14 protein-coding genes are annotated in these 14841 nt (G+C 71.5%); 12 read left to right on the plus strand and 2 right to left on the minus strand.

All coding sequences use genetic code 11. The features are described from left to right. Positions 1-30 precede the first annotated feature (30 nt). The gene (locus ACLJN9_RS25750) at positions 31-1068 is read left to right on the plus strand and encodes an aminotransferase class V-fold PLP-dependent enzyme (protein ID WP_410814175.1); all 1038 of its coding nucleotides are present in this window, start codon (positions 31-33) and stop codon (positions 1066-1068) included. Positions 1069-1089: 21 nt separating this feature from the next. On the opposite strand, the gene ACLJN9_RS25755 is transcribed toward ACLJN9_RS25750, so the two are convergent. Further along, complete coding sequence (locus ACLJN9_RS25755; RefSeq protein WP_410814176.1) at positions 1090-2262, minus strand: acyl-CoA dehydrogenase family protein; 1173 nt, start codon at positions 2260-2262, stop codon at positions 1090-1092. Between the two features lie 98 nt (positions 2263-2360). On the opposite strand from ACLJN9_RS25755, the gene ACLJN9_RS25760 reads away from it, so the two are divergent. From ACLJN9_RS25760 to ACLJN9_RS25770, 3 genes are all read left to right on the plus strand, one after another. Further along, a complete protein-coding gene (locus tag ACLJN9_RS25760; protein ID WP_410814177.1) occupies positions 2361-3014 on the plus strand; it encodes a TetR/AcrR family transcriptional regulator C-terminal domain-containing protein in 654 nt (217 codons plus the stop codon). Positions 3015-3094: 80 nt separating this feature from the next. Continuing rightward, on the plus strand, positions 3095-4549 hold the full coding sequence (locus ACLJN9_RS25765; protein WP_410814178.1) for an aldehyde dehydrogenase family protein: 1455 nt from the start codon (positions 3095-3097) through the stop codon (positions 4547-4549). A gap of 242 nt (positions 4550-4791) precedes the next feature. Next, positions 4792-5826 carry a zinc-binding dehydrogenase gene (locus ACLJN9_RS25770; RefSeq protein ID WP_410814326.1) on the plus strand — a complete coding sequence of 345 codons (1035 nt, stop codon included), beginning with the start codon at positions 4792-4794 and terminating at the stop codon, positions 5824-5826. 293 nt (positions 5827-6119) lie between these two features. On the opposite strand, the gene ACLJN9_RS25775 is transcribed toward ACLJN9_RS25770, so the two are convergent. Beyond that, the gene (locus ACLJN9_RS25775; protein ID WP_410814179.1) at positions 6120-6977 is read right to left on the minus strand and encodes an SPFH domain-containing protein; all 858 of its coding nucleotides are present in this window, start codon (positions 6975-6977) and stop codon (positions 6120-6122) included. A 223-nt stretch (positions 6978-7200) separates the two neighbouring features. Between ACLJN9_RS25775 and ACLJN9_RS25780 the strand changes: the two genes are divergently transcribed. The 8 genes from ACLJN9_RS25780 to ACLJN9_RS25815 all read left to right on the plus strand — a co-directional run bounded on the left by ACLJN9_RS25780 (position 7201) and on the right by ACLJN9_RS25815 (position 14835). Then, complete coding sequence (locus tag ACLJN9_RS25780; protein ID WP_410814180.1) at positions 7201-7962, plus strand: ABC transporter ATP-binding protein; 762 nt, start codon at positions 7201-7203, stop codon at positions 7960-7962. Beyond that, the gene (locus ACLJN9_RS25785; protein ID WP_410814181.1) at positions 7949-8641 is read left to right on the plus strand and encodes an ABC transporter ATP-binding protein; all 693 of its coding nucleotides are present in this window, start codon (positions 7949-7951) and stop codon (positions 8639-8641) included. Before ACLJN9_RS25780 ends, ACLJN9_RS25785 begins: the two co-directional genes overlap by 14 nt. Before the next feature lie 52 nt (positions 8642-8693). Next, positions 8694-9944, plus strand: a complete 1251-nt coding sequence (locus tag ACLJN9_RS25790) for an ABC transporter substrate-binding protein (protein WP_410814182.1) — start codon at positions 8694-8696, stop codon at positions 9942-9944. After that, positions 9941-10822 (plus strand): branched-chain amino acid ABC transporter permease, encoded by an 882-nt coding sequence (locus ACLJN9_RS25795; RefSeq protein ID WP_410814183.1) that lies wholly within the window; start codon positions 9941-9943, stop codon positions 10820-10822. Before ACLJN9_RS25790 ends, ACLJN9_RS25795 begins: the two co-directional genes overlap by 4 nt. Beyond that, positions 10819-11832, plus strand: a complete 1014-nt coding sequence (locus ACLJN9_RS25800; protein ID WP_410814184.1) for a branched-chain amino acid ABC transporter permease — start codon at positions 10819-10821, stop codon at positions 11830-11832. Before ACLJN9_RS25795 ends, ACLJN9_RS25800 begins: the two co-directional genes overlap by 4 nt. 91 nt (positions 11833-11923) lie before the next feature. After that, complete coding sequence (locus ACLJN9_RS25805; protein ID WP_410814186.1) at positions 11924-12526, plus strand: transcriptional regulator; 603 nt, start codon at positions 11924-11926, stop codon at positions 12524-12526. Between the two features lie 120 nt (positions 12527-12646). Beyond that, positions 12647-14215: an MFS transporter gene (locus tag ACLJN9_RS25810; protein ID WP_410814188.1), complete on the plus strand. Its 1569-nt coding sequence runs from the start codon at positions 12647-12649 to the stop codon at positions 14213-14215. A gap of 11 nt (positions 14216-14226) precedes the next feature. After that, a complete protein-coding gene (locus ACLJN9_RS25815; protein ID WP_410814190.1) occupies positions 14227-14835 on the plus strand; it encodes a TetR/AcrR family transcriptional regulator in 609 nt (202 codons plus the stop codon). Positions 14836-14841 lie beyond the last annotated feature (6 nt).

A 14841-nucleotide genomic window follows, 5' to 3' on the forward strand; every position in this document is an offset into this window, starting at 1 on the left:
TTCCCGACCGCCGGGCCTAGCGTCGATGGCATGGAGATCGAGCAGGCACAGAAGTTGTGGCAGCCGGAGCCCGGCTGGTTGAACACCGCCTCCTACGGCTTGCCACCGGAGCCGGCCTGGACGGCCATGCAGGAGGCCCTGGCCGACTGGCGGGTCGGCCGCACGTCGTGGGAGGGCTGGGGCGAGTCCGTGCACCGGGCGCGCACCGCGTTCGCCGGCCTGATCGGGGTGCCGAGCGACGACGTGGCGGTTGGCGCCACCGCCTCCCAGATGCTGGCGCCGGTCGCGGCGGCACTGCCGGCCGGGTCCACCGTTCTGGTCCCCGAGGTCGAGTTCACCTCCAACCTCTTCCCCTGGCTGGCTCAGGAGGAGCGGGGCGTTCTCGTGCGTACCGTGCCGGCGGACGGGCTGGTCGACGCGATCGACGCCGACACCGACCTGGTCGCGTTCAGCCTCGTGCAGTCGGCTGACGGGGCGGTCGCGGCGTACGACGAGATCGTGGTCGCGGCCCGCGCGCACGGTGCGCTGGTGGTGGTGGACGCGAGTCAGGCGTGCGGCTGGCTGCCGTTCGACGGGAGTCTCGCCGACGTGGTGGTGGTGAGCGGCTACAAGTGGGTGATGGGTCCGCGTGGCTGCGCGTACGCCTATCTGGCCCCGCAGTTGCGCGACCGGCTCCGCCCGGACGCCGCCGGTTGGTACGCGGGCCGCGACCCGTACGCCTCCTACTACGGGCCGCCGTTGCGGCTGGCCGACGACGCCCGCCGGTTCGACATCTCACCGGCCTGGTTCAGCTGGGTCGGCGCGGCGCCCGCCCTGGAGTTGGTCGCCCAGATCGGCGTGGAGGCGATCCGGGCGCATGACGTGGCGCTGGCCAACCGGTTCCTGACCGGGCTGGGCCGGCCGCCGGGGGAGAGCGCCATCGTCACCGTCGACGTGCCCGACGCGCAGCGGCGCCTGGCGGCGGCCGGTATCCGGGCGGCGGTACGCGCCGGACGGGTCCGGGCCTCCTTCCACGTCTACTCCACCGAGGCCGATGTGGACGCGGCCCTGACGGCGTTGGCCGGCTGAGCGGAGGTGCCCGAGACGGGCTCAGGCCAGGTGGCCGCCGATCTTCGTGTAACCGCGCAGCAGGTCCCGCGAGATGATCAGCCGCTGCATCTCGTCGGTGCCCTCGAAGATCCGGTAGAGGCGGACCTGCCGGTACCAGCGCTCGATCGGCAGCTCCCGGGTGTAGCCCATGCCGCCGTGGATCTGCAGCACCCGGTCGACCACCCGGTTGACCATGCCGGCGCCGTAGAGCTTGCCCATCGACGAGGCGTGCCGGGGGTCCAGGCCCGCATCGACCGTCCACGCCGAGCGCAGCACCAGCCAGCGGGCCGCCTCCAGCTCGGTCTCCGAGTCGGCGATCATCCACTGGATGGCCTGGTTGGTGCCGATCGTGGCGCCGAAGGTCTCCCGGGTGTTGGCGTGGTCGATCGCCATCTGCAGGACCCGCTCGGCGATGCCGATGGCGTGCGACGGGATGGTGTAGCGGCCCTTGCCGATCCACTCCATGCCGAGGGCGAAGCCCTGCCCGATCTCGCCGAGGATGTTGCGGTGCGGCACGCGTACGCCGTCGAAGATCAGCGACGCGGGCCCGCCCTCGCCCATGGTCTGGATGAACTCCGAGCGCCAGCCCATCGCCCGGTCCACCAGGAACGCGGTGGCGCCGCCGTTGCGGGCACCCTTCTCCCGGTCGGTCACCGCCACCACGATGGCGAAGTCCGCGTCGTTGCCGCCGGTGATGAAGGTCTTCTCGCCGTCGAGGATCCAGTCGTCGCCGTCCCGGCGGGCGGACAGCCGGATGTTCGCGGCGTCCGAGCCGGCGCCCGGCTCGGTGATCGCGAAGCAGGAGCGGCGCTCGCCCTCGATGGTCGGGATGAGGAACTCCCGCTTCTGCTCCTCGGTGGCGTGGAACAGGATGTTGTCGGCCTCGCCGCCGAAGCGGAACGGCACGAACGTGTGGCCAAGCTCGGTCCAGATCAGCGACTGGAGCACCGCCGGCAGGTTCATCCCGCCGTACTCTTCGGGCGTGGCCAGGCCCCAGAAGCCGAACGTGCGGGCCTTCAGTTGCAGCTCACGCACCTCGGAGTGGTCCAGGCCGGGCTGGTGCGCCCGTTCCCGCCGGAGCACCTCCGCCTCCAGCGGCATCACCTCGCGGCGGAGGAACGACCGGACGGTGTCCCGTACCGCACGCTCCTCGTCGGTCAGCGAAAAGTCCACGGTGTCCTCCTGGCGTCGGTGCTGCCGGTCACCCTTAAACTAGCGCTGTAAGTTTTGCCGCGTCCAGACCTGGCCGGCCCAGACCCGGAAGGAGCGCAGTGCCCCGACCACGCCAGCCCCGGCTGACCCGGCAGCTCATCGTCGAGACCGCCACGGCCGTTCTCGACGCCGAGGGTCTGCCGGCACTGTCCACCCGCCGGCTCGCCGCCGAGCTGGGGGTGCGTGGCCCGTCGCTCTACAACCACTTCGCCACCAAGGACGAGATACTCGACGCGGTCGCCGACACGGTCACCGGCGCCGTCGACACCAGCGGCTTCGCCGGCCGGGACTGGGTTGCCGCCCTGCGCGACTGGGCCTGGTCGTACCGGCGGGCACTCACCGCCCACCCGAACATCGTGCCGTACCTGGCCCAGGGGCCGGGCCGTCGGCCGGCCGCGCTGGCCATGGCCGACGCCGTCTACGGCGGTCTGGTCCGCGCCGGCTGGCCGCCGGCCCGGGCCACCCACATCGGCGCGGCGCTGCGCTACTTCGTGGCCGGGTCGGCGCTCGGCTCGTTCGCCCGGGGCTTCGTCGAGGACCCGGAGCTGTACGCCGCCCACTACCCGCACCTGCGTCAGGCGCACCGGCTCGCCGAGCACCAGCAGAGCGTCGACGAGGGCGCCTTCGCCCTCGGCCTGGACGCCCTGCTGCACGGCCTGTCCGCCGAGTACGTCCGCATCGACCCGGTGGAGTCGGCCCGGCCCAGCGGGTAGCGTCCGAACTCCCAGCGCTAGTTTCACCGCCCGTCGCGCCCCCGTTGCCATCGCCCATCGACCATCCCCGAAGGGACGACATGGACCTCGCCGCCCCGCCGTCGCAGCTGCCCGACGCCCTCCGCCTCCGGCGCCACCTGCACCTCGGCGGCGAATGGACGTCTCCCGCCGGCACCGATCTGATCGACGTGGAGAACCCGAGCACCGGCGAACTCATCGGGCAGGTGCCGGCCGGTACACCCGCCGACGTTGACCGGGCGGTGGCCGCGGCCCGCGCCGCCTTCGCCGGCTGGGCTGCCACGGCTCCTACCGAGCGCGCCGCCCACCTCGACCGGCTGCACACCGCACTCGCCGCACGCGCCGACGACCTCGCCCGCACCATCGCCGTCGAGCTGGGCTCGCCGCTCAAGCTCGCCACCCGGGTGCAGGTCGGCCTGCCGCTGACCGTGCTGCGCGACCACGTCACGCTCGCCGCCCGCGCGCCGGTCGACGAGACGATCGGCAACTCCCTCGTCGTCCGCGAGCCGATCGGTGTGGTCGGCGCGATCACCCCGTGGAACTACCCGCTGCACCAGGTGATGGCGAAGGTGGCGCCCGCGCTGGCCGCCGGCTGCACGGTGGTGCTCAAGCCCAGCGAGCTGACCCCGCTGACCGCGTACCTGCTCTTCGACGCGGTCAGCGAGGCCGGGCTTCCGCCGGGGGTGCTCAACCTGGTCCCCGGCGCCGGCGCGGTGGTCGGTGAGGCGCTGGCCGGGCACCCCGATGTCGACCTGGTCTCGTTCACCGGCTCGACCGCCACCGGTGCGCGGATCATGCGGCTCGCCGCCGACCGGATCGCCCGCGTCGCACTGGAGCTGGGCGGCAAGTCCGCCAACGTGATCCTCCCCGACGCCGACCTGGCCACCGCGGTCAAGGTCGGCGTCGGCAACGCCCTGCTCAACTCCGGCCAGACCTGCACCGCCTGGACCCGGATGCTGGTGCACCGAGACCGGTACGCCGAGGCGCTCGACCTGATCGCCACGGCGGTCGCCGGCTACCGGCTCGGCGACCCGTTCGACCCGGCGACCCGGCTCGGCCCGCTGGTCTCCGCCGCGCAGGCCGAGCGGGTCCGCGGCCACGTCGACCGCGCCCTCGCCGACGGCGCCCGGCTGATCGCCGGTGGCCCGGACGCCCCGGTGCCGGCCCGGGGGCACTTCGTCGCACCGACCGTCTTCGCCGACGTGCATCCCGACAGCGCACTCGCGCAGGAGGAGGTCTTCGGCCCGGTGCTTGCCGTACTCCCGTTCGACGACACCGACGAGGCGGTGGCCATCGCCAACAACTCGACCTACGGGCTGGCCGGCGCGGTGTGGTCGGCCGACACCGACGCGGCGCTCGCGGTGGCCCGGCGGCTGCGCACCGGCGCCGTCGACATCAACGGAGCGCCGTTCAATCCGCTCGCCCCGTTCGGCGGCTACAAGCAGTCGGGCCTGGGCCGGGAGCTGGGCGTGCACGGGCTCGCCGAGTTCTGCGAGCTGAAGGCGATCCAGCGTTGAGCGGCCCCGAGCCGTCGCCGGCCACGCCGACGGGTCGCGCCGCGTCGTCTCCCGCCGTGCCGGGCGGCGGCAGTACGCTGGCGGGTCGCGCGGCGTCGTCTCCGGCCGCGCCGGGCGGCGGCAGCGCGCCGGCGGGTCGCGCCGCGTCGTCTCCGGCCGCGTCGGGCGGCGGCAGCGGGCCGGCGGCCGCGCCGGTCACCGTCCGCGCGCTCGTCGCGCGCGGGGCCGGCGCCGAGCTACGAATCGAGCGGGTACGCCTGCCCGCGCCCGGCCCCGGCGAGCTGCGGGTGGCGATCACGGCCGCCGGTGTGTGTCACTCCGATCTGTCGATGGTCAACGGCACCCTCGCCGCGAGGTTCCCGTTGGTGCTCGGGCACGAGGCGACCGGCGTGGTGGCCGAGACCGGGACCGGCTGCCGGCTGGCCGTCGGCACCCCGGTGGTGCTGAACTGGGCGCCGGCCTGCCGGGCCTGCTGGTGGTGTCGGCACGACGAGCCGTGGCTCTGCGCGGCGAACGCCGCCCCGACGGTGGCGCGCGGCGAGACCGACGACGGCACCGAACTACATCTGACTCTCGGCCTCGGCGCGCTCGCCGAGGCGGTGGTCGTGCCCGAGCGCGCCGTCATCGCCGTCCCCGCCGGGCTGCCGCCCGAGCAGGCCGCGCTGCTCGGCTGCGCGGTGCTGACCGGCGTGGGTGCGGTTGGAAACACCGCCCGGGTGGCTGCCGGGGAGTCGGTCGCGGTGATCGGGCTCGGCGGGGTCGGGCTCGCCGTGCTCACCGCCGCCCGTCGGGCCGGCGCCACGACGATCCTGGCCGTCGACGTCGCCGAGGCCAAGCGAGGCCTGGCGCTCGCCGCCGGGGCCACCGACTTCCTGCTTCCCGACGACCGGCTCTCCAAGGAGGTACGCGCGCGTACCGAGGGCCGGGGCGTCGACCACGCCTTCGAGTGCGTCGGGCGTGCGACCACGATCCGGGCGGCCTGGCGGCTCACCCGCCGTGGGGGAGCGGTGACCGTGGTCGGCATGGGCGCCAAGGACGACCTGGTCAGCCTCGGCGCGCTGGACATCTTCCACTCCGCGCGTACGTTGCGCTCCTCGGTGTACGGCTCGTCCGACCCGGACCGCGAGGTGCCCGAGTTGGCCCGCGCCGCGCTGGACGGCACCCTTGAACTGTCGCCACTGGTCAGCGGCGTGGTCAGCCTGGACGAGGCGCCGGCCGCGTTCGGCCGGCTGGCCCGGGGCGAGGGCGCCCGCTGGGTAATCGGCTTCCCAAGCTGACCAAAATCCCGCCCCCCAACTGCCCAAACAACCCCAACTAACCCACCACACCTGGCAATCTTGGACAGTTACCGTTCGGGCAGAACGGCAACTGTCCAAGATCTGCTCTGCCAGGGACGTCCTGGCGCTCGCCGAAGGTGGAGCATCGACCCGAGCGCCGTCGACGACGTCACCGGAGCGGCAACCTGCGGGCTACCGCCGTCGGTTCCTACGCTTCGCACTGAGAACCGGCGGTTGCGGAACAGAACGTGGGGGCCGCCGGCCCGCCCACTTCGGGTGGCCCCAGCCGCGGGTTACTTGCCGGTGACGATGCCCGGGTTGATGCACAGCCCCGGGTTCGCGCCGTTCTTCTCGGCGATCTCCAGACAGCGGGTGACCTTGTCGACCTTCGCGTTGGTCTCGGTGATCTGCTTGGAGATCTCGGCGTTCTTGCGGTCCTGCTCCAGGTTGCGGGTCTGCGCCAGCTTGTCCTGGAACGCCTTGATGTTGCCCTCGGTCTTGTCGTCGTGGTTCACCCGCGTGATCGTCACCGACAGGATGTCCACGTCGGTGGCGAGCCTGGTCTCCCCGCTGGTCTTGATGTTCGCCGCGAACGGCTTCAGGTCGACGTTCAGGTCGCCGGTCTGGGCGTCGATCTTCTCCAACGGGTTGTACGCCGCGAAGGCGTCGTTGACCGCGCTGTCGAGTTGCACGCCCACCCGCTGGCCCCGGAAGCTGTCGAAGTCTCCCTTGTAGTCCATGAACTGCTTCGGCGCGTTCTCCGGCTTGACCTGCCACTCGATGAGCACCTCGACACAGGCGTCGGCGAGCGTGCCGGTCCGGACCCGGACGCAGTTGTTGCCGCCGATGTGGTCGTACTTCTGGCGGCCCGCGTCCCACTCGCCGACCTTCTGCCAGGGCGCCACCCACTTCAGGCCCGAGCCGGTCACCTCGCCGGTGGGCTTACCGAAGCTGGTGACGATGCCGACCGAGCGGATGGGCACCGAGTGGGCGCTGGAGGCGACACCGACCAGCAGGCTGAGGGCGAGGAACCCGAGCGCCGCGAGTGCGGCCGTGCGCTTCAGGGTGCTCAGGCGGACGACGAGAGCCAGGACGGCGCAGACCGCCAGGGCGACGGCGAAGACGATCGCCATGGTGAAGCCGACAGGCATGGGGTGGGACCTTTCACGGGGCTGTGTGGATCATCAACCTAGGAGGCCCGGTCAAGTCGACGGCACAGGGGAGTGGTGTCGGCGCACGTCCCCTGTGGGCCGAATATGGATGCCATCGACATGGCTCGACTCGCGCGGCCAGCCGTAGGTTTCCTCCACGCGACGGCCCTGTGACCACGGTCACCGAATCGACCGTCGCCGTGACCCTGCGGAGGATGAGGCGATGGCCGGCCAAGCGCTCCTGTCGGCCCGTGGGCTGACCCGAGACTTCCGGGGCTTCCGGGCGGTCGACGACGTCGACCTGGACGTCGCGTCGGACAGCGTGCACGCGCTGGTGGGCCCCAACGGTGCCGGCAAGACGACCCTGTTCAACCTGCTCACCGGCTTTCTGCGACCCAGCGGCGGGCGGATCGAGCTGGCCGGGAGGGACGTCACGGGACTGCCGCCGGAGCGGGTCGCCCGGCTCGGTGTGGCCCGCTCGTTCCAGATCACCAGCCTCTTTCCGCAGCTGTCCGCCCGGGAGCACGTCGCGCTGGCCCTGCAGTCGTCCAGCGGCCTGGGCTGGCGGTTCTGGCGCTCGGCGAAGCTGATGGACCGTTACACCGACCGGGCCGACGAGCTGCTGGCCATGGTGGGGCTGGGCGACCTGGCCGAGGCCCCCTCCGAGTCGCTGGCGTACGGCCGTAAGCGGGCCCTGGAACTGGCCATCGCCCTGGCGCTGGACCCGAAGGTGCTGCTGCTCGACGAGCCCACCGCCGGGATGGGCCTCGAAGACGTCGACCGGACCGTGGAGCTGATCGGCCGGGTCCGCCAGGGCCGGACCGTCGTGATGGTCGAGCACAACATGAGCGTGGTCGGTCGGCTCGCCGACACCGTCACCGTGCTGCAGGCCGGCAAGGTCCTGGTCGAGGGCCCGTACGAGCAGGTCCGCGCGGACGAGCGCGTGATCACCGCCTACCTGGGAGCCGCTGATGCTGCGCATTGAGAACCTCTCCGCCTTCTACGGCGAGGCGCAGGTGCTGCGGGACGTCAGCCTGGAGGTCGCCGCGGGCGAGGTGGTCACCCTCGTCGGGCGCAACGGCGCCGGCAAGTCCACTCTGCTGCGCTGCGTGATGGGCCTGCACACCCAGCAGCGCGGCACGGTGGAGCTGGACGGGCGGGACATCGGCCGGCTGCCCGCGCACCGGCGGGCCCGGCTGGGGCTGGGCTGGGTGCCCGACGACCGGGGCAGCTACGCCACCCTGACCGTCACCGAGAACCTCACGCTCCCGCCCACGGTCGGCCCCGACCCGTGGTCGCTGGAGCGGGTGTACGAGGCGTTCCCCGCCCTGCACAGCCGGCGCGACTCGGCGGCCACCATGCTCTCCGGCGGCGAGCAGCAGATGCTCGCGCTGGCCCGGGTGCTGCGGATGGGCGCCCGGCTGCTGCTCTGCGACGAACCCACCGAGGGGCTTTCCCCGCTGCTCGTGCAACAGGTCGGTGACCTGCTGCGGGAGGCCAAACAGCACGGGGTGACCGTGCTGCTGGTCGAGCAGAACCTGCACTTCGCCACCGGCGTCGCCGACCGGCACTACCTGTTGGCCGAGGGACGCGTCGCCGAGGCGATGGACAACTCCGAGGTGCGCTCACGGGAGCGGGAGCTGCTGTCGTACCTCGGGATCTGAATTCTCTTCAACGACGACCCGCGCGACGACGCGCGGAATGGATGGAGTCAGCATGCGCAGGACGGTGGGTGTGGCCGCGGCGTCGGCCGCGGTGGTGCTGGTCGCCGGTTGCGGTGGCGGTGGACCCCAGTCGGGCGGCGACCAGAAACTGACCGGCGGCAAGATCGTGCTGGGCGTGCTCAACGACCAGTCCGGGGCGTACTCGGAGTTGTCCGGAAAGAACTCGGTGACCGCGGTGCAGATGGCCATCGCCGACTTCACCGCGAAGTACGGCGACAAGGCGGTGACCAGGGACATCACCGTGGAGACCGCCGACCACCAGAACAAGCCGGACGTGGCCAACTCCAAGGCCCAGGAGATGTACGACCGCAAGGGCGTCGACCTGATCCTGGACGTGCCCACCTCGTCGGCGGCGCTGAAGGTGGCCGACGTGGCCAAGGAGAAGAAGAAGCTCTATTTCAACATCGGCGCGGCGACGACCGACCTGACCGGCAAGAGTTGCAACAGGTACACCTTCCACTACGCCTACGACACGTACATGCTGGCCAACGGCACGGGAAAGACCACCACCGAGCAGATCGGAAAGAACTGGTACATCCTGTACCCGAACTATGCCTTCGGTCAGGACATGGAGAAGAGCTTCTCCGCCGCCATCACGGCGGCCGGCGGAAAGGTCGTCGGCAAGGACGGCGCGCCGTTTCCCAACACCAGCGGTGACTTCTCGACGTTCCTGCTGAAGGCGCCGACGTTGAACCCGAAGCCGGACGTGCTGGGCACCATGCAGGCCGGCGCGGAGCTGGTCAACGTGGTGAAGCAGTACAACGAGTTCAAGCTGCGGGACAAGGGCGTCGGCCTCGCGGTGGGGCTGATGTTCCTCACCGACATCCACTCGCTCACCCCGGCCGCGCTGGCCGGCACGACCTACACCGACGCCTGGTACTGGAACTTCGACGCCAAGAACCGGGAGTTCGCCGACCGGTTCCAGCAGAAGACCGGCACCCGGCCGACCTTCGCGCACGCGGCCAACTACTCGGCGGCGACCCAGTACCTGGAGGCGGTGCAGGCCGCCGGCACCGACGACGCGGACACCGTGGTCAAGGGCCTCGAGGGCAAGACGGTCTCCGACGTCTTCCTGCGCAACGGCACGATCCGCGCCGAGGACCACCGGGTGGTGCACGACGCGTACCTGGCCCAGGTGAAGCAACAGTCCGAGGTGACCGAGCCGTGGGACTACGTGAAGGTGCTCAAGACGATCCCCGCCGCGGAGGCGTTCCGCGCGCCCTCGGCGGACTGCAAACTATGAGTGGTTTCGCGCAGACCACGTTCAACGGGTTGGTGAGCGGGGCGTTCTACGCCCTGCTCGCCCTCGGGCTCGCGGTCATCTTCGGCATGCTGCGGGTGGTCAACTTCGCCCACGGAGCCTTCTACATGCTCGGCGCGTTCGGCGCGTACGTCCTGCTCACCGAGGCGGGCGTGCCGTTCTGGGCGGCTCTGGTGATCATGCCGGTGGGGCTGGGTCTGCTCGGCATGGCGCTGGAACGGGCGGTGATCCACCGGCTGACCAGACTCGACCCGCTCTACAACTTCCTGCTCACCTTCGGCCTGACGCTGATCCTGCAGGACCTGGTGAAACTGCGGTACGGCGTGCAGTCCAGCCCGTACGCCACCCCGTCGCTGTTGAGCGGAACGGTGGACTTCGGGCTCTTCGACTTTCCGACCTACCGGGTGTTCATCCTCGGCTTCGCCGTGCTGCTCTGCGTCGCGGTGTGGTGGGTGCTCACCCGTACCCGGATCGGCATGGTGGTCCGCGCGGCCACCGAGCGGCCCGACCTGACCCGGGCGTTCGGCATCGACGTGGGACGGTGGGTGACCCCGGTCTTCGGCTTCGGCATCGGGCTGGCCGGGCTGGCCGGTGTGCTGGCCGCGCCGATGCGCGCGGTCAACCCGCTGATGGGTGCCGACCTGATCATCGTGGTCTTCGCGGTGGTGGTGATCGGCGGGCTGGGCTCGATCTTCGGCTCGGTCGCCGCCGGCTTCGGCATCGGCCTGGTCCAGGCGTGGGGCGAGGCGTACCTGTCCGCCTTCCCGATCGTGTCGCAGACCATCGTCTTCGTGGTGATGGCGGTCGTGCTGCTCTGGCGACCGGCGGGCCTGTTCGGCCGTGAGGAGGCACCGGCATGACGAGCACCGTCGACACCACGTCGGAGGCGAAGCGTCCGGTCGCGCCGTCCGGGCTGGTCACCGTCGCCCGGGCGCCCCGCTGGATCCGGTACGCGCTGCTGGCCGCCGGGCTGCTGGTGGCGTTCTGGCTGCCCAACGGCCTCTACCCGGCGGTGGCCGTGGACATCCTCTGCTGGGCGCTCTTTGCCGTCGCGGTGGACCTGCTGCTCGGCTTCACCGGGCTGATGTCCTTCGGTCACGCGGCGTTCTGGGGCACCTCGGCGTACGTCACCGGTTTGGTGGCCATCCACGCCGGCCTGCCGTTTCCCCTCGCCGTGCTGGCCGGGGCGCTCGCGGCGGCGGTCCTCGCGGTGCCCATCGGCTACCTGGCGGTGAAGCGGACCGGCATCTACTTCGCCATGGTGACCCTGGCCTTCGCGCAGATGGTCTACTACGTGGCCAACGAGTGGCGCTCGGTGACCCAGGGCGAGAACGGCCTGCAGGGGGTGCCCCGTTCGTTCTTCGGCATGGATCTGACCGACGACTACTACTTCTACTACGCGATCCTGCCGATCGTCCTGCTCGGGCTGGCCGGTGCCTGGCGGATCGTGCACTCACCGTTCGGTCGGGTGCTGGTCGGCATCCGGGACAATCCGGCCCGGGCTCGGGCACTGGGCTACCCGGTGCACCGCTACAAGCTCACCGCGTTCGTGCTCTCCGGGTTTCTCGCCGGTCTCGGCGGCGGCCTGTTCGCGGTCGGCCATCGGTTCGTCTCGCTGGACGTGCTGCACTGGACCACGTCCGGCAAGGCGGTCATCGTGGTGGTGCTCGGCGGAATCGGCACGCTCTGGGGTGGGGTGCTCGGTGCCGGCATCGTGATCCGGTTGGAGGACTGGCTGTCGTTCTCCGGGTTCGAGGCGATCGGCCTGGTGACCGGCGGCATCTTCGTCCTCGTCGTGGTGGTGTTCCGCCGCGGCATCTGGGGCAGCGCCGCCGATCTGGCCCGCCGGCTGGCGGCACGTCGCAGGTAGTTCCGCTACGGCGCATCCACCGCGCGCCCTCGCGGCGAACCCCCGGGTAGCGAACGTCTACCCGGGGGTGCGTCTGGTGTTGACTCTTTCGATGCCGTCAGGGGCTCTGGAGACCGCGCGCGAGCGGGTCTCGCTGGCAGCCGAGGATCTGGACGGCAACCGGGTGGCCGCGTTGCTGCTGGAGTTGGCCGGCGCCTGGGGTGTGGCGGCGACCTGGGAGGAGGTCTGCCGGCCGCTGCTGGCCCGGCTGCCGGGCCGGACCGCCATCGATCTGGCCACCGAGCACGCCCTCAGCGAGGGCACTCGGGTCGCCCTGGACGTGTACCGCCGAGAGCCGGGCCGGTCGCTGCCCACCGGCGGGGTGCTGCTGGCCGGCGCCGAGCGGGAGGAGCACTGCCTCGGGCTGCACGCGCTCGCCGCCGCGCTGCGCGAGCAGGGCCGAGGTTGTCTGCACCTCGGCCCCGCACTGCCCTGGGCCGCGCTGACCAACGCGGTGCACCGCGCCCGCCCGCACACCGTGGTGCTGTGGTCGCAGACGCCGGTCACCGGCCGCGCGTACCGCCTGGTGCGCTTCGCCCGGGACTTCCCGGTCCTGCGGGTGTACGGCGCCGGGCCGGGATGGATCGAGCCGCTGACCGCCCCGGCAACCCACCTGCGTACGCTTCCGGCCGCCGTCGAGGCCTGCCTGACGTGATGCCCGCCACATACGATACGGATCGGTCCCGTATCGTTAATGTCGCCCGTAGGCTGTCCCCAGTTACGAGTCTGACCCGTATCGTATTGCGTCGCGGGGAAACCGGGGGGAGAACCGGGCATGGAGCTGCACGACAACACGGGCCATCCGAGGAGGTGGGCGATCCTGGGGGTGCTGGTGATCAGCCTTCTCGTGGTCGTCCTCGACAACACGATCCTCAACGTCGCCCTGCGCACCCTGGCCGACCCGGTGCGCGGCCTCGGCGCCAGCCAGGGCGAGCTGGAGTGGGCGATCAACTCCTACACTCTCGTCTTCGCCGGGCTGCTGTTCACCTTCGGGGTGCTCGGCGACCGCGCCGGCCGCAAGCGCTTCCTGATGATCGGCCTCGCGCTCTTCGGGCTGGCGTCGCTGCTCTCCGCGTACGCCGACACACCCGCCCAGCTGATCGCGGCCCGCGCCCTGATGGGGGTCGGCGGCGCGGCCATCATGCCGGTGACGCTGTCGATCATCTCCAACGTCTTCGACCCGCGTGAGCGCGGTCGCGCGATCGGCGTCTGGGCCGGCGCGGTCGGGCTGGCCGTGGCGATCGGCCCGATCCTCGGCGGCTCGCTGCTGGAGCACTTCTGGTGGGGCTCGGTCTTCCTGATCAACGTGCCGGTGGTCGTCGCCGGCGTGATCCTCGTCGCGCTGCTGGTCCCCGAGTCGCGTGACCCGCGTCCGGGCCGGGTCGACGTGCTCGGCGTCCTGCTGTCCGTGGTCGGCCTGGTCGCCCTCTCCTACGGGATCATCGACGGCGGCGAGCACGGCTTCGGCCGGCCGGTGGCGTGGGGCTCGATCCTGGTCGGTCTGGCGGTGCTGGCCTGGTTCGTGCAGCACGAGCGGCGCAGCGAGCACCCGTCGCTGGACGTCCGCCTGTTCAAACTGCCCCGGTTCGCCGCTCCGGTGGCCATCGTCGGCCTGGTGTTCTTCGCCGCGATGGGCGTGATGTTCTTCAGCTCGTTCTACCTGCAGCTGGTCCGCAACTACAGCCCGCTGCAGACCGGCCTGCTCTTCCTGCCCTTCGCCGGTGCTCAGCTGATCTTCGCGCCGCGCAGCGCCGCGATGGTCCGCCGCTACGGCGGCCGGGCGGTCGCCACCGTCGGGCTGGGCCTGACCACGGTGGCACTGGCCGCGTTCGCCTTCATCGGCGCGTCCACCCCGATCTGGGTCGTCCTGGTCGTGTTCTTCCTCCAGGGCGTCGGCATGGCCAACATCATGCCGCCGGCCACTGAGTCGATCATGTCGGCGCTGCCCCGGGAGAAGGCCGGTGTGGGCTCCGCGGTGAGCAACACCGTCCGCCAGGTGGCTGGCGCGCTCGGCGTGGCGGTCCTCGGCTCGGTGCTCTCCGCGGTCTACCGGGCCGACGTGGGCGACGCGCTGGGCGGCCTGCCCGCACAGGCCCGCGACGCGGCCAACGAGTCGATCTCCGGGGCGTACGCGGCGGCCGGGCAGCTCGGCCCGGCGGCGCCGGCGCTGATCTCGGCGGCCAACGACGCTTTCGTCACCGCCATGCACTGGGCGGCGGCGCTCTCCGCGATCGTCGCCGCGCTCGGGATCCTGGTGGTGCTGCGCTGGATGCCGGGCCGGGAGGCCACGGCCCCCGCCGCGGCGGCGCCGGCAGCGGAGCCCGAGTTGGCCGGGACGGCCTAGGTTCGGGAACAATGTCCGACATGACGTCAACTGCCGATGCTCCGCGGTCGCCCGGGCGACCGCGGAGCATCCGCGCCGACGAGGCGATCATCGAGGCAACCCTCGACCTGCTCGCCGAGGGCAACACCATCGAGGCGCTCTCGATCGAGGCCATCGCCGCCCGCGCCGGGGTCGGCAAGGCCACGATCTACCGCCGCTGGGCCGGCAAGGACACCCTGCTGATGGACGCGTTGCGCCGACTCAAGGGTGTCCTGCCGCAGCCCGAGGGAAACTCCGTCCGGGACGATCTGATCCTGCTGGTCGGCGCGATCGGGCGAAACGTCGACCCGCGGGCGGCAAAGATCATGCCCTGCCTGGTGCCCGAGGTGAACCGCAGCCCGGACCACTTCCGCGTCTACCAGAACATCATCTCCCCGCGCCGACAACTCATGCGCGACGTGCTCCGACGGGGCGTCAGCGAGGGAGTGCTCCGACCCGACCTCGACATCGAGGTGACCATGGCGCTGCTGACCGGGCCGATGCTGATCCAGCGAGTGCTGCAGTGGAACCCGGAGCTGAACGAGCAGACCCTCCCGGAGCAGGTAGTCGACGCGGTGCTGGCGGGCATCCAGGCCCGCTGACCCGTA

Source organism: Micromonospora sp. 067-2 (assembly GCF_046549295.1).
GTDB lineage: Bacteria > Actinomycetota > Actinomycetes > Mycobacteriales > Micromonosporaceae > Micromonospora.